Below are 23,740 nucleotides of genomic sequence, written 5' to 3'. Positions count from 1 at the left end.
TCCTCACCCTCCGATCCGGACGACGATTTTGCCGGTGGTACGCCCGGCGGCCAGGTCCTGCAGCGCCGCGGGCGCCCCTTCGAGCGGCTCGACCCGGTTGACCGGCGGCCGGACGGCGCCCGATGCGCACAACGCGAACAGCGCCGCGTAGGCGGCGGCGACCTCGTCCGGTCGCCGCCAGGGGTAGGCCGACCCCCACGAGAGGCCGACGAGGGTGGCGTTGCGGGCGGCGAGGCGCATCGGGTCGACGGCCGGCGGCGGCCCGGCCGCGGCGCCGACGGCGACGATGCGCCCCTCGAAGGCGAGACAGTCCAGCGAGCGGGCGAACACGTCACCGCCGACGGGGTCGACCACCACGTCGACGCCCGCGCCACCGGTCGCGGCGTCGACTGCCTTGGGGAAATCCTCGGTGTGGTAGTCGATCGCGACGTCGGCGCCGTTGGCGCGGCACGCCTCGGTCTTCGCCGGGCCGCCGGCGGTGCAGATCACCCGCGCGCCGCGGGCGACGGCGAGCTGGGTGACCGCGACGCCGACCCCGCCGGCCCCGGCGTGCACGAGCACGGTGTCCCCTGTGGACACTCCGGCCCGCTCCAGGGCGAACCACGCGGTCTGGTACGTCACCGGGATCCCCGCGCCGGTCACCGGGTCGAGCCCGGCTGGTTGCGGCACGAGCAGGCCGGCGTCGACGGTGACGGTCTCGCCGAGGGCGCCGTGCGGCAGCGCCGGGCACCCGATCACCGCGCGGCCGGCGTCGGGCCCGGTCAGGACCTGCCCGCTGAACTCGACCCCGGGCGTGACCGGAGGTTCCGGCCGCACCGGGTACGTCCCGCGGCACAGCATCACGTCGAGGAAGTTGAGGCCGACCGCCTCGACGGCGACGGTCACCCGGCCCGGGCCGGGCTCCGGGTCGTCCGGCACGTCGGCGACGGCGAGCACGTCGAGCGGCTCGCCGTCGCGGTAGGCGACGAGGCGCTTCACGGCCGCACCAGCTCCGCGTGGTGGTGAACGATCCGCCAGCCGGCGCCGGTGCGGCGCAGCACGTCGGTGACGCGGGTGACCGACGCCTCGTCCTCGCCGCGGCAGTACAGCTCGTAGCGGGCCACGCCGGTGTCGCCCCACACGTCGATGCGCTTCGCGCGGGCGACCATCTCGGCCAGCACCGGACGCCGGCCGGCGGTGTCGCGGCTGTCGCGGTACTCGTCCAGCTCGGCCCGGGTGCGCAGCGGACCCGGCAGATGCGTCTCCCAGGTGGTGACCTCCGCGTCGAGATGGGCGTCGAAGCGGGCCCGGTCGCCGGCGAGGAACGCCGCGTACATGTCGTCGATCGCGGCGGCGATCTCCGCACCCGCCGTCACGGCCGCACCCCGGCCCGGTCGTCGCGCACCACGGCGCCTCCCTTCATCACCCAGCGCACGCCCCGGAATGCCGAGGTGTCCGCGGACGGGTCCTGGTCCATCGCGATGAGGTCGGCAAGCTTGCCCGGCTCGACCGTCCCCAGGTCCTGCTCCGCCCGCAGCCAGCGCACGGGCCCGAGCGTGCCGGCGTAGAGCGCTTGCCCCGGCCCGATGACGGCCGACATGTGCTCCAGCTCGCGCACGGTGGCGTTGGTGCCCTCGAACGACCAGAACGGCGGCATGTCGCTGCCCAGCAGCACCTCCACCCCGGCGGCGACGGCCATCGCGAAGCTCTCCAGGTGCCGCTCGCCCGCGCCCAGCGATCGCTGCTGCATCCACTCCGGGACGCCCAGTTCGTCGAAGAACGCCTTGCACCGGGTGACGAGCAGGGTCGGCACGAGGGCGGTGCCGCTTTCGGCCATGAGTGCGGCCAGTTCCGCGGTCAGCTCGTAGCCGTGCTCGACACAGTCGAGGCCCAGTTCGACCGCTTCCGTGATGACCGGCGCCGGGCCGGCGTGGGCGGTGACCCGCCGCCCCCAGTCGTGTGCGGTCTTCAGTACCGCCGCCAGCTCGTCGGGGTGCAGCTGGCGGGTGTCGATCGACTCGTGCCGGCCGGCGATGCCGCCGGAGATCATCACCTTGATCAGGTCCGCGCCGGCCTTGATCTGCTCGCGTACCCCGCGCCGGAACCCGTCGACGCCGTCGCACTCGAGGGTGTCGCTGCTCTCGTGGCCGTGCCCGCCAGTGCACACCAGGGCGCGACCGGCGGTGAAGATCCGCGGTCCGGGCGTGCGGCCGGCCTCGATCGAGCGGCGCAGCGCGAAGTCGGCGTGGTCCTTCTCGGCGACGCAGCGGACCGTCGTCACTCCACAGTGGAGCGTACGGCGGGCGCCGTCGGCCATGTAGAGCGCGAGCTCGTGCGGGCCCATCTGCTTGAGCCGGTCACCGGCGGCGCCCGGCAGGGTGAGCGACAGATGGGTGTGCATGTTGGCCAGGCCCGGGGTGAGCCAGGCGCCGTCGAGGTCGATGCGGGTCGCGTCGCCGCCGGCCTCCGCCAGCACCCGCTCGCGGGGGCCGACGGCGGCGATCCGCTCGCCGGCCACCAGGACGGCGGCGTCCTCGATCGGCTCGATACGCCCGTCGACGACCGTGCAGTTCTCCAGCAGCAGGCTCATGGTTCCACTCCGTAGATCGTGCGGGCGGCGTCGGCGGAGACGTAGCCGTCGGCCACGTCCTCGCGGACCGCGTCCGGATCGCGCAGGGCGGGGTCACCGTGTCCCCCGCCGCCGGCGGTCAGCACCGTCACCCGGTCGCCGGCCGCGACGGCCGTGCGCTTGGTGCTGACGGCGCGCTCCCGTGCCGTGCCGGGAAAGACCACGACGCGGTTGGCCTCGGGGGCCACACCGCCGTCGATCGCCCACGGCCGGGACTTCGTCTTCTTGATCACCGACAGGAACTCGCCCGGGGTCACGAACCGGATGTCCCGGCGCAGCCCGGGTCCGCCACGGAACCGGCCGGCCCCGCCCGAGTCGGTGCGGATCTCCATCCGCTCGAAGAACATGCCGGTCTTCGCCTCCAGCACCTCGACCGGCGTGATCCGGGCCTGGGTCTGGCACGGGTGGTTGGCCGGCCCGATGCCGTCGTGCCCGGGCGCCCCGCCCCAGCCGACCGGCTCGTTGTTGGAGACCGCGAACAGCGACCCGGTGTCCGGGTGGACGCCGACCATCATGAACCCGGGCACGTCGCCGCCCGACGAGGCCGGCAACCGGCCGCCCATGCCCTGCGCCAGCGCCTTGTAGATCAGCTCCAGCGCGACGGTGCCGGTCCACTGGGTGAACGTCGCGGCCGGGTAGACGGCGTGGAAGAGCGTGCCCGGCTCGGCCCGCACGACCAGCGGCACGAAGTGGCCGGCGTTCGTCTGCTCGGCCGGCGTTGTGATCGCCTTGAACGCCACCCGGCAGGTGGCGATCGTCGCGCCGAGGGGCAGGTTGACCGGGCCCGGCACGGCCGGCGACGAGCCTTCGAAGTCGACGGTGAACGTGCCGCCGTCGATCGTCACGGTGACCCGCATCGGGATCGGGTCGTCGGTGATCCCGTCGTCGTCGAGCCAGTCCTCGGCCGTCCACGAGCCCTGCGGCAGCGCCTCGACGGCCTCCCGGGCGGACTGACCGGCCGCGGCGATGACGGCGTCGACCACCGCGCCCACCGTCTCCCGGCCGTACGTGACGAACAGCTCGGCGATCCGCCGCTCGCCGGTGCGCAGGCACGCCACCTGGGCGTGCAGGTCGCCGAGCACCGCGTCGGGCATGCGCGAGTTGAACCGGATCAGCTCGTGGATCTCCCGGACCGGCTCGCCGCCCGCGAACACGCGGGTGCCCGGGAACAGCAGGCCCTCCTGGTGTACGTCGGTGGAGTCGAGCACGTAGCCGGGGTCCTTGGCGCCGAGGTCCATCCAGTGGGCCCGGACGCAGAGGAAGGCAACGAGCGCGTCGTCGACGAACACGGGCGCGAACAGCGTCGCGTCGTAGGCGTGCGCGGCGTTCCAGTACGGGTAGTTGAGCAGCACGATGTCGCCCGGCCGCAGCGTGTCCCGGCCGACGTACTCCACGCCCTTGCGGATCGAGTAGTCGTTGGCGCCGAGGAAGCGCGACAGGCCCGTCGACTCGGCGACCAGGCGCAGGTCGGCGTCGTAGATCGAGATACCGAAGTCGTGGACCTCGTAGATGACCGGGTTGAACGCGGTGCGCACGAGCGCGGCGCGCATCTCCTCGGCCGCGGCCACGAGGTAGCTGCGCACCACCTCGGCGGTGGCGCCGTCGACCTCAGGCATCCTCGACCCCGTAGACCTCGCGGGCCTGCTCCGGCGACACGTACCCCTCGGCCACGTCCTCGCGCACCAGGTCCGGGTCGCGCTCGCGGGGGTCGCCGTGCCCGCCGCCACCGGCGGTCAGCAGCCTGATCCGGTCCCCGACGGCGACGGCGGTGCGCTTCGTGCTGACCGCCTGCTCCCGGTCGGTACCCGGGAAGACGATCACCCGGTTCGCCTCGGGTGACAGCCCGCCGGAAAGCGCCCACGGCCGGGCCTTGGTCTTCTTGATGACCGACAGGAACTCCCCCGGCGTGACGAACCGGATGTCGCGGTGCAGGCCCGCCCCGCCGCGGAACCGGCCGGCCCCGCCGGAGTCGGTGCGGATCTCCATCCGCTCGAAGAACATCCCGGTCCGCGCCTCCAGCACCTCGATCGGCGTGATGCGCCCGGTGCTGCCGGAGACGTGGGTGGCGGCGTTCATGCCGTCGTGCTGTGGCGTGCCGCCCCAGCCGACCGGCTCGTTGTTGGAGACGGCGAACAGCGCGCCGGTGTCGGGGTGGATGCCGACCATCATGAACCCGGGCACGTCGCCGCCCGAGGAGGCCGGCAGCCGGTCGGGCATGCCCTGGGCGAGCGCCTTGAGGATGAGCTCGACCGCGACGATGCCGGTCCAGAGCGTGAACGTCGGCTGCGGGTAGACGGCGTGAAACAGCGTGCCGGGCTCCGCCTTCACCACCAGCGGCGCGACGGTGCCGGCGTTGGAGGGCTGGTCGGCCGAGGTCAGCGACTTGAGGATGACCTTGCAGATCGCCTCGGTCGCGCCGTAGGGCATGTTGACCGGCCCGGCCACGGCCGGCGACGACCCGGCGAAGTCGACCGTGAACGTGCCGTCGGCGATCGTGACGGTCACCTTCATGTTGATCGGCTCGTCGGTGATGCCGTCGTCGTCGAGCACGTCCTGCGCGGTCCAGGAGCCTTGCGGCAGCGCGGTCAGGGCCGAGCGGGTGCGGGCGGCGCCGTCGGCGATCATCCGCTCGATCGTGGCCTCGACGGTCGGCCGGCCGAACTTCTCGACGATCTCCAGCAGCCGGCGCTCGCCGGTGCGCAGCGCGGCGATCTGGGCGTGCAGGTCGCCCATCACCTCGTCGGGCATGCGCGAGTTGAACCGGATCAGCTCGTGGATCTCGCGGACCGGCTCGCCGCGCGACACCACCTTGGTGCCTGGGAAGAGGATGCCTTCCTGGTGTACATCGGTGGAGTCGAGCACGTAGCCCGGGTCCTTGGCGCCGAGGTCCATCCAGTGCGCGCGGACGCAGAGGAAGCCCAGCAGCGGCCCGCCGGGCTCGAACACCGGGGCGAACAGCGTCGCGTCGTAGGCGTGCGCGGCGTTCCAGTACGGGTAGTTGAGCAGCACGACGTCGCCCGGGTGCAGGTTCTCCCGCCCGACGTACTCCACGCCCTTGCGCAGCGAGAAGTCGTTGGCGCCGAGGAAGAACGTCAGCCCGGTCGCCTCGGCCACCAGCCGCAGGTCGGCGTCGTACAGCGAGAGCCCGAAGTCGTGGACCTCGTAGATGACCGGGTTGAACGAGGTGCGGATGAGCGTCGCGCGCATCTCCTCGGCCGCGGCGAGCAGGTAGGAGCGCACGACCTCGGCGGTAGCGCCGTCAAGCTGGGTCATGCCGCACGCACCAGCAGGTAGCCGTGCGCGTCGACCGACACCCGCTGACCCGAGGGGACCACCGTCGTGGACGTGCCCTCGTCGACCAGTGCCGGGCCGTCGAACGCGTCGCCCGGCGCGAGCAGCGCCCGGTCGTAGACGTCGAACGGCACGACCGCACGGGCGCCGAAGTCGAACGCGTCCCGGCGCCCGAGCAGGGCCCGGGCCGCATCGCCGTCGCCCGGCGGCGGCTCGACCAGCGTCGGGCTCGCCGTGCGGCCCACCGCACGCAGCCGCAAGTTCAGGATCTGCAGGCGGTTGGCCATCGCGTGGCCGTACCGGGCGGAGTGCAACTCCTGGAAGGCCGCCCGCACGCCGTCGGGGTCGAGCTCGCCCCCGATCGTGACCGTGAGGCTGTGCTCCTGCCCGAGGTAGCGCAGCTCCAGCTGGCGCTGCAGGACCGCCAGCTGCGCGGGCACGCCCTGCGCGCTCAGCGAGGCCAGCGCCTCGGCCTCGATCTCGGCGAAGGTCGCCTCGACCGCGGCCGGCTCGACCTCGTCGAGCGGGGTCATCAGGGTACGGCTGAAGTTGTCCTCGATGTCGGCGCTGAGCATGCCCCACGCCGAGAAGCCCGACGGCGCGAACGGCACGATGACCTCCGCGATGCCCATCTCCCGGGCGAGCAGCGGCGCCAGCAGCGGCCCGGCGCCGCCGAAGGCGAGCAGCGAGAACTGCCGCGGGTCGCGGCCGCGCTCGACGGTGATCTGCCGGACCGCGCCGACGGTGCGCGCGAGCAGCACGTCGAAGATGCCCGCGGCCGCCGCCTCGACCGGCAGCCCGAGCGGCGCGGCCACCTGCTCGTCGAGGGCCTTGCGGGCCGCGTCGGCATGCAGCCCCATCTCGCCGCCGAGGAACCGGTCGGGGTCCACGAAGCCGAGCGCGACGGCCGCGTCGGTGACCGTCGGGCGGGTGCCGCCGCGGCCGTAGCAGACCGGTCCCGGGTCGGCGCCCGCGCTCTGCGGGCCGACCTTGAGCAGCCCCCGGTCGAGCCAGGCGATCGAGCCGCCCCCGGCACCGATGGTGCGGATGTCGTACGTCGGGATCAGCAGCGGGAAGTGCTCCAGCTGCGCCTCGTGGGCGGCGACCGCGCTGCCCTGCTCGATGACGCACGCGTCGAGCGAGGTGCCCCCGATGTCGAAGGTGAGGAGGCTGTCGCGGCCCAGCGCGCCGGCGAGGTACGCGGCGCCGACGATGCCGCCGGCCGGTCCGCTGAGGACGGTGTGGGTCGGCGAGCGCTTGGCCGCCTCGCTGGTCATCGATCCGCCGCCGGAGCGCATGATGAGGAAGCGCCCGGCGAAGCCGCCGTCGGCCAGGCCCCGCTCCAGCTCGTCGACGTAGCGTTCGAAGATCGGGCGGATGTACGCCTCCAGCACGGTGGTGCTGGTGCGCTCGTACTCGCGGTACTCCCGCGCGATGTCGGTCGACAGCGAGAGACTGACGTCGGGGTAGCGCTCCCGGATGAGGCCCGCCGCGGCGCGCTCGTGCGACGGGTCGAGGAACGCGTGCAGGAAGCAGATGGCGATCGACCGCACACCCTGCACCTCGACCAGCTCGCGGGCGGCGGCCAGCACCGAGTCGGCGTCGAGCTCGTCGACCACGCGACCCTTGTAGTCCAGCCGCCCCTTCACGCCCGCCGTGTGCCGGCGCTTCACCAGGCTCGGCGGCCGCTCGTACTGGAAGTCGTACATGTGGTCGGAGGGAACGTTGCCGCGCCCGATCAGGAACACGTCGCGGAAGCCCTCGTTGGTGATGATGCCGGTCGCGGCGCCGCGGCGCTCCAGCACCGCGTTGAGGCCCAGCGTCGTACCGTGGATGAACAGCTCCACATCGGACAGGTCCGTGCCGAGCGCGGCCACCGCGGCGAGCACGCCGTCGGCCGGGCGGGCCGGGGTCGTCGACGCCTTGCGGAACCGCACCTGGTTGGTCCGGGTGTCCAGCTCCATCGCGTCGACGAACGTGCCGCCGATGTCGACGGCCAGCCTGAGACTCACACCAACTCCCCAATCTCCGGCACCCGCCAGCAGGCGGCCCGGCTCTGCCCGTACTGCTGCAACTGCTGGTCCTCGCCGCGGCACCGGTCGGTGACGAACGGGCACCGGGCCGCGAGCGCGCACCCGGTCGCCGCGTCGGCCTCCTCCAGGTCGCGGACCAGGGCCACCCCGCGCGACAGCAGCGCCCGCGTGTAGGGGTGCCGCGGCCGCGCGAAGACCTCCTCGACCGGCCCCTCCTCGACGATCCGGCCGAGGTAGAGCACGACGACCCGGTCGGCGAACCCGCGGACGGTGGCCAGGTCGTGCGAGATGAACACCGAGCCGTGGGAGCGGTCCGCGGCGACCTCGTCGATCACCGCGAGGATCTGCGCCTGCACGGTCACGTCCAGCGCCGACGTCGGCTCGTCGAAGACGATCAGGTCCGGCTCGGCGACGAGCGCGCGGGCGATGCCGACCCGCTGCGCCTGCCCGCCGCTGAGCTCGTGCGGCCGGCGGGCGAGGATGGAGCGGTCGAGCTCCATCCGGTCGAGCACGGCGGCCGCCCGGCCGGCTCGCTCGGCCGCGGGGACGCCGAGCGCGCGCAGCGGTTCGCCGATCGCGTCCTCGACGGTCCGGCGCGGGCTGAGCGAGCCGATCGGGTCCTGGAAGACCAGCGAGCTGCGGGCGGCGGTGACGCGGCCGCTGGTCGGCTTGGCCAGCCCCACGATGAGCCGGGCGAGGGTGGACTTGCCGCACCCGCTCTCGCCGACGACGCCGATCCGCTCGCCCTTGGCGACGGTGAGGCTGACCCCGCGCAGCGCGTGGTGCCCGCCCCGGCCGAACCGGCTCTTGTAGACCACGTGGGCGTCGTCCACGACGAGCACGGGCTCGGCGTCCGCGGCCGGGGCGGCCCGCCGGGCGGCGGTGCCGACGGTGACGTCGGTCGCCTGCCCCGCCTCGACGGCGTCGTGCAGCGGGTGGAAGCAGGCCGCCGTCCAGTGCCGGCCCTGCCGCGCCGGCTGCGGGCGGGAGGTGCGGCAGTCGTCCTCGGCGTGCGCGCAGCGCGGCGCGAAGGGGCACGCGGCCGGGGCCTCGCGCAGCAGCGGCATCGCGCCCGGCGTCACCACCACGGGCCGGCCGTCGAGGTCGGGCACCGAGCGCAGCAGCGCCCGGGTGTACGGGTGCGCCGGCGCGGTCAGCACCTGCCGGGCCGGGCCGTCCTCGGCGACGGTGCCGGCGTAGAGGACCACGATGCGGTCGCACACGGCCGCGATGGCGTTGATGTCGTGGGAGACCAGCAGCACGCCGCGGCCGTCGGTGTCGGCGGCGTGGCGGAACTGGCGCAGGATCTCGGCGGTCAGCGTGACGTCGAGGCCCGTGGTCGGCTCGTCGGCGATGAGCAGGCGCGGCGCGCAGCCGGTGGCGAGGGAGATCATCACCCGCTGGGCCATGCCGCCGGACAGCTCGTGCGGGTAGGCGCCGAGGCGGCGGCGGGCGCTGCGGATGCCGACCGCCTCGAACAGCTCCAGCGCCGACTCGCGGGCCCGCTCGCCGTTCATGTCCTGGTGGGTCCGGAGCCGGTCGACCAGCTGCCGCCCCGCGGTGCGGGTCGGGCTGAGCGCGCCGCGCGGGTTCTGGAAGCACATCGCGGCGCCGTGGCCGCGGTGGTGGGCCAGCTTCTCGGCGGACATGGTCAGCACGTCGATGCCGTCGAAGCCGACCCGGCCGGTCGCCACGGAGCCGGTGGGCAGCATGCCGACGATCGCCCGGCCGACCATGCTCTTGCCGCCGCCGCTCTCTCCGACCAACCCGACGACCTCGCCGGCGTCGACGGTGAACGAGACGTCGCTGAGCGCGGCGACGCGGCCGCCGATGACGACGGAGAGATTGTCGATCGAAAGCAGGCTCACGTGCGGCTCCTCACCGTCGGACCCGGTCGGCGCGCTCCTGCAGGCCCTCGCCGAGGAGGCTGAAGCCCAGGACACAGACGAGCAGTGCGATGCCGGGCGGCACCGAGGTCCACCACCGGCCGGCGACGACGTCGCCGGTGCCGAGGCTGATCATGGCGCCCCACTCTGCGTCGGGCACCGGGATGCCCAGCCCGAGGAACGACAGTCCGGCCAGGGTGAGCATCGCCCAGCCGCAGTTGAGCGGGGCGATGACCCGCACCGGGGTGATGCTGTTGGGCAGCACGTGCCGCCACAGCAGCCCGATCGTCGAGGCGCCGGAGGTGCGCGCGGCGTCGACGTAGGTCAGGTCGCGGATCGTGCGGACCTCGGCGCGCACCAGGCGGGCGTAGGCCGGCGCGTTCACCAGCGCGATCGCGACGGTCAGGTTCACCGGCCCGCTGCCCAGCAGGGCGGCGACGGCGAGCGCGAGGATGAATGTGGGGAACGCCTGGAAGATGTCGGTCAGGCGCATCAGGACGTCGTCGAGCCAGCCGCCGAAGTAGCCGGCGACCACGCCGAGGACGCTGCCCAGCACGACGGCGACGGCGACCGCGGCGACCGCGATGCCGAGGTCGACGCGGCCGGCGTACAGCAGCCGGCTCCACACGTCCATGCCGTTGACGTCGGTGCCGAACAGGTGCGCGCCGCCGGGCTCGGCGAGGGTGGGTGCGGCCGCGTCGATCTCGTTCGGCCCCCACGCGGTGAGCAGCGGGCCGAGCAGCACGGCCAGCGCGACGACGGCCAGGATCCCGGCGCCGGTGGCCACCAGGACGGTGCCGAAGCGGCCGTCGCGGTTCTCCCGGCGCCGGCCGGTGCGCAGCAGCGACATCAGATCCTCACCCTCGGGTCGAGCGTGGCGTGCACGACGTCGGCAATCAGGAACACCACGACGTAGAGGAACGCGATCACCAGCACCGAGGCCTGCACCACCGGGTAGTCGCGGTAGAGCAGCCCGCGCAGCGCCCACTGGCCGAAGCCCTGCCAGGAGTAGACGTACTCGATGAGCACCGTCGAGCCGATGGAGAAGCCGAAGACGAGGGCGGCCAGCGACGGCAGGCGCACCAGCGCCGCCCGCACCAGATAGCCGCGGCGCAGCAGCCGGCCGGGCAGCCCGTGGGCCTCGGCGGCCGCGTAGGGCTCCGAGCGCAGCACCTCCAGGGCCGATGCGCGCACGCTGCGCAGCAGCGGGGCCACGATCACGATGACGAGCGTGAGCACCGGCAGCGCCAGGTGCCACAGCGCCGACGTCAGTGCCGGCATGTTGCCGGTCAGCAGGGCGTCGAGCGCGTCGGCGCCGGTGACCGGGGTGAGGTCGGTGTCCGGGTCGACGCGGCCGCTGGGCGCCGGGAACCAGCCCAGGCCCGCATAGCCGACGAGGATCAGCACCAGGCCCAGCCAGAACTCCGGCATCGAGTTGCCGATCAGCGCGAGCACCCGGATGCCGTGGTCGCCGGCCCGGTTCGCGTGCCGGGCCGACCACAGGCCGACGACGGTGGCGATCACCACGGCGATCGCCACCGCCAGCACGACCAGCTCCATGGTGGGGCCGATCCGCAGCGCCATCTCGCTGCCGACCGCCTGTCCACTCTGGATGGACGTGCCGAAGTCCCCGGTGAACAGCCCGCCGAGGTAGTCGGTGAACTGCCGCCACAGCGGCTGGTCGAGGCCGAACCGGGCCCGCGCCGCCGCCTCGTCGGCGGCGGTCGCGTTGGGCCCGAGGATGGTCCGGATCGGGTCACCGGGCAGCACCCGGACCAGCAGGAATGTCAGCACGACCACCCCGAGCAGGACCGGAATGAGCTGGAGCAGCCGGCGGGCGACGAACCGGAGGACGCGCATCTACGCCGACGCACCCAGGTAGCGCAGGCGGGCCAGGCCGTCCATCGGCTGCACCCAGCCGGCCACCGACTTGCGCACCGGCAGGTTGAAGTTGGGCTGGCAGATCACGACCCACGGCACGTCCTCGGCCATGATGTCCTGCACCTGTGCCCAGAGCTGGTTGCGCGCGCCGGTGTCCACGGCGGTGTGCGACTGCTGGTAGATCTGCTCGATCTTCGGGTTGGTGTAGTTGGAGTAGTTGAGGTTGGCGCCCTGCACGAAGCTCGTCGCCAGCATGTACTCGACGTCGTTGACCCACAGCTGGCCCGAGGTGATCTGCAGCGGGATGTTCTTCTTCCCGCGCCGGTCGGCGAGCGTCGCCGGGTCGAGCGGGGTCAGCTTGAGCTCGATGCCGGCCTTGCGGGCCTCGCTCTGCACCAGCACCGCGATCTGCTGCTGCTCGTCGTTGTCGGTCTGGAAGACCAGCTCCGAGGTGACCGAGGTCTTGCCCGACGCGGCGAGCGCCGCCTTGGCCTTGTCGATGTCGTACGTGTACGGGTACCCCTTCTCGGAGTATCCCGGCATGTCCAGCGGCACGACGCTCTTCGTCGGCCGGGCGTCGCCACCGTACACGTTCTTGATGATCTGCTCGTACGGCGTGGCCCAGGCCAGCGCCTTGCGCACGTTGACGTCGTCGAACGGCGCGGTGGTCGTCGACATCTGGATGGCGACCTGCGAGTTGCTGGCCGCCGAGAGCACTGCGACGCCGGAGGCGTTCTTGAGGTCCTTGATGTCGCGCGGGCTCGCGCCCAGCGCGATGTCGATGTCGCCGGCCTGCAGCTGCAGCCGCTGGTTGGCGGCGGCCGGCACGACCGAGATGCGGATCGTCTTCGTCTTGGCCGGGTCCGGGCCCGGGTAGGCGTCGTTCGCGGTGAGCTCGATCTCCTGGCCCTGGGTGGCCTTGGTGACGTTGAAGTAGCCGCCGGTGGGCGGGTTCTTGGCGAACCACTCCTTGGCCCACGGGTCCGCGTCGGTGGCGTGCTTCTTCGCCTCGACGGAGTCGAAGACGTAGAGCGAGATGGCCTGGATCTGCTTGGTCAGCGCGCTCGGGAAGTCCTGGTGGAACTCGACCGTGTAGTCGTCGACGACGACGACCTGCTCGGCCTTGGTGAGGCCGATCGTGCGGTAGATGCCGGCGACGTTGGCCTTGGCGGCGAACGCCCGGTCCTTCGACCACTTCACGTCGGCGGCCTTGAGCTCGTTGCCGCTGGGGAACTTGACGCCCTTGCGGAGCTTGAGCGTCCACACCTTCTTCTCGGCGTCCGGCTCGAACGACTCGGCGAACGTCGGCATGACGTTCTCGGTGTCGAGGATCCGGCTGCCGCCGACGGTCTTCACGCCGTAGTCGATCATGTATGGGAAGACGTTCTTGTACAGCATCAGGGCGGTCAGGTCGAAGCCGACGAAGTCCTGGTCCCAGCTGCTGATGTAGCTGGACACCGCGATCTTCAGGGTCGACGACTTGGCGCCGCCGGAGGCCGACGACGAGGTGTTGTTCTTGCTGCCGCTCGCGCAGGCGCCGGTGGCGAGCAGGAGCGCGCCCACGCCGCCGAGCTGAAACACGGAGCGGCGGGAGAGAAGGGGAGAGTCTGCCATGTTCACTCCTCTGTGAGCCCGACCTGCTCGATGTTCTATCAGGCATGAGTTCAGTGAACAAGATGCGTCCCGCAGTGAACAGGAAAGATACTGCTCATGGCGGCACTGTCCGGCCGTACGGGGGATGCCTCGGCGCAGGGTTGTTCACAGGATTTCACAAGCATGAAACGGCGGTCCGAGCGGCGAAAAAGCGTCGGGCCGTACGACGACGTCGTCGTACGGCCCGGTGTTCCCGTGGCGGTATCGGGCGCGGCCCGTCAGCGTCCGAGGAACCGCAGTGCGTTGGCGCCCAGCAGCTTCGCGCGCTGGGCCTCGCTCAGGAAGCCGGCCCGCTCGACCACCGCCCCGACCGGGCGCTCGCCCAGGGGGTACGGGTAGTCGCTGCCGACCATGACCCGGTCCTCCCCCAGCGTCTCGACCAGCAGCCGCAGGGCGGCCGGGTCGAACACGACGGAGTCGACCGAGAAGCGGTCGACGTAGTGCGACGGCGGGTGCGCCGAGCGCCCCCGGACCACGTCGCCACGGCGGTGCCAGGCGTTCTCGGCCCGGCCGAGCCAGAAGGCGAAGCTGCCGCCGCCGTGCGCGAAACAGATCCGCAGCGACGGCGCCACCGCGTCGAAGACGCCCCCCAGGATCATCGCCACGATCGACAGGTGCGTCTCCGCGGGCATGCCGGTCAGCCAGCGGGCCATCCACCGGTCCAGCCGCGGACCGTTCGGCATGTCCCACGGGTGCACGAACACCGGCGCGCCGACCGACGCGCAGTGCTGCAGGAACGACACGATGCCCGGATCGTCGAGGTCACGCTCGCCGACGTGGTTGCCGATCTCGACGCCGACGTGCCCGTTGGCCAGGCAGCGGTCGAGTTCGGCGCAGGCCGCGTCCGGGTCCTGCAACGGCACCTGGCAGAACGGCACGAGCCGGCCCGCGCCCTCGGCGGCCAGCTTCAGCGTCAGGTCGTTGAAGATCCGGGCGACCTTGACCGCCTGGCCGGGCGGGCGGTCGTAGGAGAAGAACACCGGCGTCGGGGAGATCACCTGCAGATCGACGCCGTCGGCGTCCATGTCCCCCAGGCGCGTCGGCGCGTCCCACGCCGACGGCCCGATCGGACGGAACTCGGTGTCACCCACCATGATCATCGCCGCGCGCTCGGAGTCGACGCGCAGCCACGGCCACCCGGTGCCGCCGCACTCGGCCGCGAGGTCCGGCCAGCCGAACGGCACCAGGTGGGTGTGGACGTCGACTCTCATCCCTTGCCCGGGTGCACTGTGCCGCACTGGGTGCAGGTCCGCGCCTTCTCGTCCTCGTAGAACGCCTGGAACACCGGCGGCAGGTCGACCACGATATCGCGCACCTGCAGCTCGACCTCGTGCACCTTGTTCCCGCACGACGGGCAGTACCACTGGAACTTCTCCAGGGTCCCCTCCTCGCGCACCCGCTCCACCACGATGCCGATCGAGCCGGCCTCGCGCTGCGGCGAGTGCGGCATGTTGCCCGGCAGCAGCCACATCCCGCCCTCCTTGATGTGCACCGTGTCGGGGCCGTCGGGCGTCATGACGTTGAGGTGCATGTTGCCCTTGATCTGGTAGAAGAACTCCTCGTACGGGTCCACGTGGAAGTCGGTGCGCTGGTTGGGGCCGCCGACGACCATCACGATGAAGTCCGACCCGGTCGGGAACACCTGCTTGTTGCCGACTGGCGGCTTGAGCAGGTGCTGGTTCTCGGCGAGCCAGTCGGGGAAGCTCACCGGGGACATGTCAGTCATTTCCGACCTCCACTGGGTCACTGGAACGGGGCATCAGCGCGACGGCCTGGATCTCGATCAGCAGGTGCGGGTGCGGCAGCTGGTGGACCGCCACGGTGGTGCGGGCCGGCCCGGTCTCGTCGAAGAACTCGCCGTAGACCTCGTTGTAGCCGCCGAAGTCGTTCATGTTCACCAGATACGTGGTCACCTGCACCACGTCGGCGAGCGACGCGCCGACCGCGGCCAGGATGCCGTCGATGTTGCGCAGCACGGCCCGCGTCTGCTCGCGGATGTCGAGGCTCGTCGTGCCCATCGCGTCCACCGACGCCCCGGCGATGCTGTTGTCGGGCCGGCGCGACGACGTGCCGGAGACGAACGCGAACCCACCCGCGACCCTCACGTGCGGGAACCGGCCGCGCGGCCGGGCCGCGCCCTCGACGATCACGCCAGCGCCCGCAGGGACGCGGTGCCCAGGCCCTCGACGACCGCGCGCACGTGCGCACCGGGCGCGAGCGGGACCGCCGCCGTGGCCGCTCCGGCCAGCAGCACCCAGCCATCCTCCAGCAGTACACCCGCGGAGGAGGCCAGGGTGGCCGCGGCCGTGAGGGCCCGGCGGGGGTCGCCCAGGATGGCGGCCGTGGAGCCGATCTGGGCGACCCGCCCGTCGACCTCCAGCAGCACGCCCAGGTTGTCCAGCCCGGCCGGCAGCGGCTGCCACGGCCCGAGGACGAACCCGGCCGCCGAGGTGTTGTCGGCGATCACGTCGGGCAGCGTGAACTTGAAGTCGGCGTAGCGGGAGTCGATCAGTTCCAGGGCCGGCGCGACCGCGGTGGCCGCGCCGTTGGCGTCGAGGCGGAACGCCACCTCGGGCTCGACTCTGGGGTGGATGTACCGGCCGGCGTCGACCGTGCCGCCGTCCTCGATCCGCATCGCGTCGGTGAGCCGGCCCCAGATCACCTGGTCGACGCCGACCTGCGCCATCTTGGCCCGGCTGGTGAGACCCAGCTTGAGGCCGACGAGCCGTTCGCCGCGGCTCACCCGCCGCGCCACGAGCGCCTCCTGGATGCGGTACGCCTCGTCGGCATCGGCGCCGCTCTGCGAGACCACCTGGGGGATCGCCGTGCGGCTGCGCTCGGCCCCGTCGAGCTGCTCTACCAGGCTCATCCGCGTTCCTTCACCAGATCGAGGGCGACGTCGACGATCATGTCCTCCTGGCCGCCGACCATCCGCCGGCGGCCCAGCTCCACCAGGATGTCCCGCACGTCCACGCCGAAGCGCTCCGAGGCCCGCTCGGCGTGGCGCAGGAAGCTCGAGTAGACCCCGGCGTAGCCCAGCGAGAGCGTCTCCCGGTCGACCCGCACGGGACGGTCCTGCAGCGGCCGCACCAGGTCCTCGGCCGCGTCCATGAGCGCGAACGTGTCGCAGCCGTGCTCCCAGCCCATCAGGTCGGCCACCGCCACGAACACCTCCAGCGGCGCGTTGCCGGCGCCGGCGCCCTGCCCGGCGAGGGAGGCATCGACCCGCACGGTGCCATGCTCGACGGCGACGACGCTGTTGGCGACGCCGAACGACAGGTTGTGGTGGGCGTGGATGCCGATCTGGGTGCCCGGGTCGAGCACCTGACGGTAGGCGTCGACCCGCTCGGCGACGTCGCGCATGAGCAGCCGGCCGCCGGAGTCGGTGACGTACACGCAGTGCGCGCCGTACGACTCCATCAGCTTGGCCTGCCCGGCGAGCGCGGCCGGTGGGTTCATGTGCGACATCATCAGGAAGCCGGAGACGTCCATGCCGTTCTCCCGCGCCCAGCCGATGTGCTGGGCGGCGATGTCGGCCTCCGTGCAGTGGGTGGCGATCCGCACGCTGGTGACCCCGAGGTCCCGGGCCTGCCTGAGGTCGGCGATGGTGCCGATCCCGGGCAGCAGCAGCGTGGTCAGCCGCGCGTTGGTCATCGCCTCGGCGGCCGCCGCGATCCAGTCGGTGTCGGTGGCAGCACCGCGGCCGTAGTTGACGCTCGACCCGGCCAGGCCGTCGCCGTGCGCGACCTCGATGGCGTCGACGCCGGCCGCGTCGAGCGCGGCGGCGATCGTGCGCACCTGTTCGACAGTGTACCGGTGCGCGATGGCGTGCATGCCGTCGCGCAGCGTGACGTCCTGGATGTACAGACGCTCGTTCATGCGGCGGCCATCCTCTCGGCGACCTGGAGCGCGGCGGAGGTCATGATGTCGAGGTTGCCGGCGTAAGCGGGCAGGTAGTGCCCGGCGCCGGAGACCTCGAGGAACACGGTCACGAGCAGTCCCTCGGGATCGGCGGAGAACTGGACCTCCTGCTTGCGGCGGTAGCCGGGCACGTACCCGGCGACCGTCTTGATCATCGCCTCGACCGATGCGGCGATCGCGGTGCGGTCGGCGTCGCGGTCGGGGCAGACGCAGTACACGGTGTCGCGCATCAGCAGCGGCGGGTCGGCCGGGTTGAGCACGATGATGGCCTTGCCCCGGGCGGCGCCGCCGACGACCTCCAGCGCACGGGCGGTGGTGACGGTGAACTCGTCGATGTTGGCCCGGGTGCCGGGGCCGGCCGACTTCGAGGCGATCGAGGCGACGATCTCGGCGTAGGCGACCGGGGTCACCGCCCCGATCGCGGCGACGATCGGCACGGTCGCCTGCCCGCCGCACGTCACGAGGTTGACGTTGGGCGCGGCGAGGTGCTCGTCGAGGTTGACCGGCGGCACGACGTACGGCCCGATCGCGGCGGGCGTGAGGTCGACGACCCGGCGGCCATGCGCCTGCAGCACCGCGTTGTTGTGCCGGTGGGCGCCGGCGCTCGTCGCGTCGAAGACGATCCGCACGTCGGCGAACTCGGGCATGGCGACCAGGCCGTCGACGCCGGCCGCGGTCGTGGCGACGCTGAGCCGCCGCGCCCGGGCGAGCCCGTCGGAGTCCGGGTCGATGCCGGCCATCGCGACCATCGAGAGCGACTCCGAGAGCCGCAGTACCTTGATCATCAGGTCGGTGCCGATGTTGCCCGACCCGACGACCGCCACACCCACGGTCATCCCGCGCTCCCTTCGAAGACGGCCCGGACCGACCCGAGCCCGGAGACCCGCGCCTCGTACACCGGTCCCGCGGCCGTCACGGGCACCGGCACCATCGGGCCGAGCGCGCCGGACAGCACGAGGTCGCCGGCGCGCAGCGGGCGGCCGGCGGCGGCCAGCGTGGTGGCCAGCCAGGCGACCGCGTGCAACGGGTTGCCGAGGCAGGCCGCGCCCGCGCCGACCGACACCGGCTCGCCGGCGTGCTCCACCACGGCCCCGCACAGCCGCAGGTCGACGTCGGCCAGCCGGCGCGGCGCGGTGCCGAGCACGAACAGGCCGCTGGAGGCGTTGTCGGCCACGGTGTCCACAATGGAGATGTCCCAGCCGGCGATGCGCGAGTCGACCACCTCGATCGCCGGCAGCAGGTACTCGGTGGCCCGGATGACGTCGACGACGGTGACCTGCTCGTGCGGCAGGTCGCGGCCGAGCACGAACGCAACCTCGACCTCCACGCGCGGCTGGAGCAGCTTCCCGGCGGGGATCGGGGCGCCGTCGGGCACGGCCATGTCGGCGTACAGGACGCCGAAGTCGGGCTGGAAGACCCCGAACATGCTCTGCACGGCCGGCGAGGTCAGGCCGATCTTCGCGCCGACCGGCCGCCGCCCGGCGGCCTCCCAGCGCTCGGCCTGGGCCCGCTGCACGGCGTACGCCGTGGCGACGTCGCCCTCCGGCAGCACCGTCCCACGCAGCGGCGGGATCGGGGTGCCGGTCTCGTAGGCGGCCAGCAGCGCGTCGGCCGCCTTCTGCACATCGGTCATGACAGATCCACGCAGACGTTGGTGAGTTCGGAGTAGAAGTTGAGCGAGTGGACGCCGCCCTCGCGGCCGATGCCGGATGCCTTGACGCCGCCGAAGGGCGAGCGCAGGTCGCGCAGGAACCAGGTGTTGACCCAGACCAGCCCGGCGTCCAGCGCCAGGCCGGCCCGATGCGCGCGGCCGACGTCGCGGGTCCACACGGTCGCGGCGAGGCCGTAGTCGCTGTCGTTGGCCAGCGCGAACGCCTCCTCCTCGGTGTCGAACGACGCGATGTGGCAGACCGGCCCGAAGATCTCCTCGCGGTTGGTGCGCGCGTCCGGCGGGAGGCCGACGAGCACGGTCGGCTGGATGTAGGCGCCGCCGTCGCGGGCGTCGTCGAACGTCGGCACCCCGCCGCCGGTCACCACCGTGGCGCCCTCCTTGCGGGCGAGGTCGTAGTAGCCGAGCACCTTCTCGCGATGCTGGTTGGAGATCAGCGGCATGGTGCCGGTGCCCTCGTCCTGCGGCCATCCCCACGAGAGGTCAGACGCCGCCTTGCCCAGCCGGGTGACGAACTCGTCGAAGACCGGGCGCTGCACGTACAGCCGCTCGGTGCACAGGCACACCTGGCCGCCGTTGGTGAAGCTGGAGCGCACCGAGCCGGCGACGGCCGCGTCGAGGTCGGTGTCGGCGAACACCAGGCCGGCGTTCTTCCCGCCGAGCTCGAACGAGACCGCCTTCACCCCGTCAGCGGCGGCCCGCATGATCGCCGAACCGGTCGCGGACTCGCCGGTGAACGTGATCGCGTCGACGTCCGGGTGGCGGGTGAGGAACTCCCCCGCCGAGCCCGGCCCGAACCCGTGCACGAGGTTGAAGACGCCGTCGGGCACGCCGGCGGCGGCCATCACCTCGGCCAGTACCGTCGCCGAGGAGGGGGTCTCCTCGGAGGGTTTGACCACGACCGCGTTACCGCACGCGAGCGCCGGGGCCACCTTCCAGGTCAGCAGCAGCAGCGGCAGGTTCCACGGCACGACGATCGCGACCACGCCGACCGGTTTACGCACCGCGTAGTTGAGGGCGCGCCCGCCGGACGGGGTGACGGTGCTGAACGCCTCAGCCGGCGCCGCGGCCACGATGTCGGCGAACGCCCGGAAGTTGGCCGCGCCGCGCGGGATGTCGAGCGTCCGGGCCTGGCCGACCGGCTTGCCGGTGTCAGCGACCTCGGCGGCGACCAGGTCGTCGAAGCGCCGCTCCAGCTCGTCGGCGATCCGGCGCAGCACGGCGGCGCGCTCCAGCTCGCTGGTGCGCGCCCACGGGCCGCGCACGGCCGCCCGCGCCGCGGCCACCGCGGCGTCCACGGTGGAGCGGTCCGCCTCGCACACCTGCGTGACGAGGTCGCCGGTGACCGGGCTGAGCTTCGGGAACGTGCGACCGGTCTCGACGAACCGCCCGCCGATCAAGTGCCGCAGTGTCATCGCCGCCACCCCTTCACCAACGCGGCGCCGAGCACGCCGAGCGCGAGCGCGCCGACCGCCCCGAGCACCTGGTGCTGCCGCCGCACCCGGTCCCGCACCTGCGCGTAGGGCGTGGTGCTGAACGAGACCAGCTCGTAGCGGGAGACGTACCGGCCGGGCAGCGCGTGCTCGAGCGCGTGCTCGAGCTTCTTCCCGAGCTGGAACACCGGCGAGGCCACCTTGTCCCTCATCTCCACGAAGTTGTTGAGCGCCATCGTCGCGATCGCCTCGACGTCGTCGCGGCGCCGCGCATCGAACAGCGGCAGCGCGGCGGCGAAGTCGTCGCCGGACTCGTCGAGCACCCGGTCGAGCACGACGCAGTCCTCGAACCCGCAGTTGGCGCCCTGCCCGTAGAACGGCACGATCGCGTGCGCCGCGTCGCCGATCAGGCCGACCGGGCCGCCCGGCGTCGCCGCCTGCCACGGCCCGCAGCGGACCGTGCCGAGCAGACCGACCGGGTTGAGCCGGTAGTCCTCGACCAGGTTCGGCATCAGCGGTACCACATCCGGGTAGACCGCCCGGAAGTGCCGCTCGATCGCGGCCGGGCTGCCCAGCGACGCGAAGCTCGACGTGCCGCCGTTGGGCCAGAAGAGCGTGCAGGTGAACGTCCGGTCGGGATTGGGCAGCGCGATCATCATCGACGTGCCGCGCGGCCAGATGTGCAGCGCGCCCGGGTCCAGGGCGAAGTCGCCGTCCGGGGCCGCCGCGATCGTCAGCTCCTTGTAGCCGTAGTCGAGGAAGTCGACCGACTCGTCCAGCAGCCCCATGCCGAGCAGCTGGCCGCGCACCGCGCTGCCCGCGCCGTCGGCGCCGATGACGACGTCGGCGGTCGCCTTCACCTCGCCGGCCGGCGTGGTGAACACCAGCGGGTCGAGCCCGGTCAGCCGGTGCTCGAAGACGATCTTCACCCCGCGGGTGGCGCCGGCCGCGTCGAGCAGCGCGTTGTTCAGCGCGCCCCGGCTGATCGAGTTGATCGCCCGCCGCCCGTCGAGGCTGTACTGCTGGAAGTCCAGGTCGCCGGCGACCGGGTGGATCATCCGCCCGCGCATCGGCAGCGCGTCGACGAGCACCCGCTCGTGCAGGCCGATCCGGCGCAGGGCGTCGATGCCCCGCTCCGACAGCGCCAGGTTGATCGACCGGCCGCGCTCCGCGCTGGTGGTGCGCGGGTCGGGGCGGCGCTCGTACACGGTCACGGTGTGCCCGCGCCGGGCCAGGAAGCAGGCGAGCAGGCTGCCGGTGAGACCGGCACCGACCACGGCGACGTCCGTCATGCCCCTACCTCGTGCGCGATCGCGGCGGCGGCCCGCCAGCAGTCGTGGTATGTCGAGTACAGCGGCACCGGGGCGAGCCGCACGATGTCGGGCTCGCGGCTGTCGGCGATCACCCCGTGCCGGTGCCGCAGGGTCTTGCTCAGCCCGCCGGCGTCGGCGACGCGCAGCGACAGCTGGCAGCCGCGCCGGGCCGGGTCGCGCGGCGTCACGACCTCGACGCCGATCGAGTCCAGCAGTGACTGCAGGTATGCGGTGAGCCGCTCGCTACGCGCCCGCAGCGCCGGCATGCCCACCGCGTCGAACAGCTCCAGCGAGGTGCGCACCGGGCTCATCGCGAGGATCGGCGGGTTGGACACCTGCCACGCGTCGGCGGTGCGCGGCGGCCGGGACACCGGTGCCATCTCGAACCGGGTCGCCGGCTCGGTGCTCCACCAGCCCTCGAACCGGGGCAGGGCGCTGCCGGTGTGCCGCTCGTGCACGAATGCGCCGGCCACCGCTCCCGGCCCGCTGTTGAGGTATTTGTACGAGCACCAAGCCGCGAAGTCGACGCCCCACTCGTGCAGCCGCAGCTCAACGTTGCCGGCCGCATGCGCCAGATCCCACCCGACGACGGCGCCGGCCGCGTGCCCCGCCGCCGTGATCCCCGGGATGTCCATCAGCTCGCCGGTGAGGTAGTTGACCCCGCCCAGCAGGACCAGCGCGATGCGGTCGCCGTGCTCGCGGATCGCCGCCAGCGGGTCGTTCGTGCGCACCACCGTCCGGTCCGGGTCGAGGCCGTGGAAGGCCGCCTGGCTGCGCACCGCGTAGCTGTCCGACGGAAACGCCGTGTCCTCCACGACGATCAGCGTGCGCGCGCCCTCCGGCCGGTAGAACGAGACCATCAGCAGGTGCAGGTTGACGGTCAGCGAGTTCATCACCACCGTCTCGGCCGGCAGTGCGCCGACCAGGCGGGCGGCCGGCTCGCGCAGCAGCTCGTGGTACGGCAGCCAGGGCCGCTCGGCCTCCAGATGCCCCTCGACGCCGAGCCGGGCCCACGCGTCCAACTCCTGCAGCAGCTCACCACGCACCGCACCGGGCTGCAGGCCCAGCGAGTTGCCGGCCAGGTAGGCCGTCTCGGGGTGGTCGCCGCCCTCGGCCGGCGGCACGAGGAACAGCTCCCGGTGCCCCGGATCCGCGGCGTCGAGCCGCCGGGCCTCGTCTTCTGCGTGCTCCATCAGATCACCGTCCGTGCGGACCACAGCTCGGGGAAGACCACCTTGGCCATGCTGCGGGTCAGCCAGGCCGCGCCGGAGGAGCCGCCGCTGCCGGGCTTGTTGCCCATTGTCCGCTGTACAGCGATCAGGTGCTTGTACCGCCAGTCGCCGAACGCCTCCGCGACGTCGGTCAGCGCCTCGCCGAGCACGTAGAGCGGGTTGTCGCCGCGGTCGTCGTGGTAGATCTCCACCCAGGCCTGCTCGACGGCCGGCGACGGTTCGTACTCCTGCGCGTGGTCGCGGGTGAGCACGTCGGCCGGGATGTCGAAGCCGCGCCGGGCGAGCAAAGCGATGACGTCGTCCCACACGCTCGGCGCCGCCAGCGCGACGCTCAGGTCGTCGTACAGGTCGGCCTGCCGCTTGAACGGGCGGATCAGTGACTCGCTCTTGAGCCCCAGCAGGAACTCCAGGTGGCGGTACATCGCAGACTGGAACCCGGACGCCTCGCCGAGCTGTCCGCGGAAACGGTTGAAGTCGGACGGCGTCATCCAGCGCAGCCCGTTCCAGGCCGCGATGAGCCCGTCGAGGTGGAGTCTGATGCGCCGCAGCGTGGCGATGGCGCCCCACACGTCATCCTCGCGCAGGAGCCGCTGGGTGTCGCGCAGCTCATGCCGCGCCAGCCCGAACCACAGCTCCATCACCTGGCTGACCATGAGGAAGGACATCTCGCCGGGGTCCTTGCTCAGCGGCTGCTGGAGCGAGTGCAGCGTGCCGGCATGGACATACGCGTCGTATGGGACCTGATCGGGAAACTCCAGGATGAGACCACTCACAGCCCTATCGTCGTACCGCGACCCACCTGCGCGAAATAGTGGATCAA

20 protein-coding genes and 1 pseudogene are annotated in these 23,740 nt (G+C 72.5%); all 21 read right to left on the bottom strand.

The features are described from left to right. Positions 1–3: 3 nt before the first annotated feature. Positions 4–978, bottom strand: coding sequence for a zinc-binding dehydrogenase (locus tag AB0J72_RS25740; RefSeq protein ID WP_363402819.1), 975 nt, complete (start codon positions 976–978; stop codon positions 4–6). Continuing rightward, positions 975–1,355 (bottom strand): nuclear transport factor 2 family protein, encoded by a 381-nt coding sequence (locus AB0J72_RS25735; RefSeq protein WP_363402817.1) that lies wholly within the window; start codon positions 1,353–1,355, stop codon positions 975–977. Before AB0J72_RS25735 ends, AB0J72_RS25740 begins: the two co-directional genes overlap by 4 nt. Then, entirely contained in the window at positions 1,352–2,569 is a 1,218-nt protein-coding gene (locus tag AB0J72_RS25730) for an amidohydrolase family protein (RefSeq protein ID WP_363402815.1), read from the bottom strand. The genes AB0J72_RS25735 and AB0J72_RS25730 overlap by 4 nt, the downstream gene beginning before the upstream one ends. Continuing rightward, positions 2,566–4,224: a hydantoinase B/oxoprolinase family protein gene (locus tag AB0J72_RS25725; RefSeq protein ID WP_363402813.1), complete on the bottom strand. Its 1,659-nt coding sequence runs from the start codon at positions 4,222–4,224 to the stop codon at positions 2,566–2,568. The genes AB0J72_RS25730 and AB0J72_RS25725 overlap by 4 nt, the downstream gene beginning before the upstream one ends. Then, positions 4,217–5,881 (bottom strand): hydantoinase B/oxoprolinase family protein, encoded by a 1,665-nt coding sequence (locus AB0J72_RS25720; RefSeq protein ID WP_363402812.1) that lies wholly within the window; start codon positions 5,879–5,881, stop codon positions 4,217–4,219. The genes AB0J72_RS25725 and AB0J72_RS25720 overlap by 8 nt, the downstream gene beginning before the upstream one ends. Further along, positions 5,878–7,911, bottom strand: coding sequence for a hydantoinase/oxoprolinase family protein (locus AB0J72_RS25715; RefSeq protein ID WP_363402811.1), 2,034 nt, complete (start codon positions 7,909–7,911; stop codon positions 5,878–5,880). Before AB0J72_RS25715 ends, AB0J72_RS25720 begins: the two co-directional genes overlap by 4 nt. Then, positions 7,908–9,800: an ABC transporter ATP-binding protein gene (locus AB0J72_RS25710; RefSeq protein WP_363402810.1), complete on the bottom strand. Its 1,893-nt coding sequence runs from the start codon at positions 9,798–9,800 to the stop codon at positions 7,908–7,910. Before AB0J72_RS25710 ends, AB0J72_RS25715 begins: the two co-directional genes overlap by 4 nt. Positions 9,801–9,810: 10 nt before the next feature. After that, positions 9,811–10,668: an ABC transporter permease gene (locus AB0J72_RS25705; RefSeq protein ID WP_363402808.1), complete on the bottom strand. Its 858-nt coding sequence runs from the start codon at positions 10,666–10,668 to the stop codon at positions 9,811–9,813. Next, positions 10,668–11,678, bottom strand: a complete 1,011-nt coding sequence (locus tag AB0J72_RS25700; protein WP_363402806.1) for an ABC transporter permease — start codon at positions 11,676–11,678, stop codon at positions 10,668–10,670. The genes AB0J72_RS25705 and AB0J72_RS25700 overlap by 1 nt, the downstream gene beginning before the upstream one ends. Then, complete coding sequence (locus AB0J72_RS25695) at positions 11,679–13,313, bottom strand: ABC transporter substrate-binding protein (RefSeq protein ID WP_363402804.1); 1,635 nt, start codon at positions 13,311–13,313, stop codon at positions 11,679–11,681. Positions 13,314–13,573: 260 nt separating this feature from the next. Continuing rightward, positions 13,574–14,563: pseudogene (locus AB0J72_RS25690) on the bottom strand (amidohydrolase family protein); the annotation flags it as partial. After that, positions 14,560–15,078, bottom strand: a complete 519-nt coding sequence (locus AB0J72_RS25685) for a 3-hydroxyanthranilate 3,4-dioxygenase (protein WP_363402802.1) — start codon at positions 15,076–15,078, stop codon at positions 14,560–14,562. The pseudogene AB0J72_RS25690 and the gene AB0J72_RS25685, both read right to left, overlap by 4 nt. Further along, the gene (locus AB0J72_RS25680; RefSeq protein WP_363403046.1) at positions 15,071–15,499 is read right to left on the bottom strand and encodes a RidA family protein; all 429 of its coding nucleotides are present in this window, start codon (positions 15,497–15,499) and stop codon (positions 15,071–15,073) included. Before AB0J72_RS25680 ends, AB0J72_RS25685 begins: the two co-directional genes overlap by 8 nt. Continuing rightward, positions 15,499–16,221: a 4-oxalocrotonate decarboxylase gene (locus AB0J72_RS25675; protein WP_363402800.1), complete on the bottom strand. Its 723-nt coding sequence runs from the start codon at positions 16,219–16,221 to the stop codon at positions 15,499–15,501. Before AB0J72_RS25675 ends, AB0J72_RS25680 begins: the two co-directional genes overlap by 1 nt. Then, on the bottom strand, positions 16,218–17,231 hold the full coding sequence (gene dmpG / locus AB0J72_RS25670) for a 4-hydroxy-2-oxovalerate aldolase (RefSeq protein WP_363402798.1): 1,014 nt from the start codon (positions 17,229–17,231) through the stop codon (positions 16,218–16,220). Before dmpG ends, AB0J72_RS25675 begins: the two co-directional genes overlap by 4 nt. Further along, a complete protein-coding gene (locus AB0J72_RS25665) occupies positions 17,228–18,109 on the bottom strand; it encodes an acetaldehyde dehydrogenase (acetylating) (protein WP_363402797.1) in 882 nt (293 codons plus the stop codon). Before AB0J72_RS25665 ends, dmpG begins: the two co-directional genes overlap by 4 nt. Next, entirely contained in the window at positions 18,106–18,906 is an 801-nt protein-coding gene (locus tag AB0J72_RS25660; protein ID WP_363402795.1) for a fumarylacetoacetate hydrolase family protein, read from the bottom strand. Before AB0J72_RS25660 ends, AB0J72_RS25665 begins: the two co-directional genes overlap by 4 nt. Further along, positions 18,903–20,357, bottom strand: coding sequence for a 2-hydroxymuconic semialdehyde dehydrogenase (locus AB0J72_RS25655; RefSeq protein ID WP_363402793.1), 1,455 nt, complete (start codon positions 20,355–20,357; stop codon positions 18,903–18,905). Before AB0J72_RS25655 ends, AB0J72_RS25660 begins: the two co-directional genes overlap by 4 nt. After that, positions 20,354–21,667 (bottom strand): NAD(P)/FAD-dependent oxidoreductase, encoded by a 1,314-nt coding sequence (locus AB0J72_RS25650; RefSeq protein WP_363402791.1) that lies wholly within the window; start codon positions 21,665–21,667, stop codon positions 20,354–20,356. The genes AB0J72_RS25655 and AB0J72_RS25650 overlap by 4 nt, the downstream gene beginning before the upstream one ends. Then, positions 21,664–22,881 carry a kynureninase gene (gene kynU, locus AB0J72_RS25645; protein WP_363402789.1) on the bottom strand — a complete coding sequence of 406 codons (1,218 nt, stop codon included), beginning with the start codon at positions 22,879–22,881 and terminating at the stop codon, positions 21,664–21,666. Before kynU ends, AB0J72_RS25650 begins: the two co-directional genes overlap by 4 nt. Beyond that, the gene (locus tag AB0J72_RS25640) at positions 22,881–23,693 is read right to left on the bottom strand and encodes a tryptophan 2,3-dioxygenase family protein (RefSeq protein ID WP_363402787.1); all 813 of its coding nucleotides are present in this window, start codon (positions 23,691–23,693) and stop codon (positions 22,881–22,883) included. The genes kynU and AB0J72_RS25640 overlap by 1 nt, the downstream gene beginning before the upstream one ends. Positions 23,694–23,740: the final 47 nt, after the last annotated feature.

Origin of the sequence: Dactylosporangium sp. NPDC049742, assembly GCF_040674675.1 — a bacterium.
Classification (GTDB): domain Bacteria; phylum Actinomycetota; class Actinomycetes; order Mycobacteriales; family Micromonosporaceae; genus Dactylosporangium; species Dactylosporangium maewongense.
Note: the sequence above shows the minus strand (reverse complement) of the source record. Positions and strands in the feature narration are given on the sequence as shown.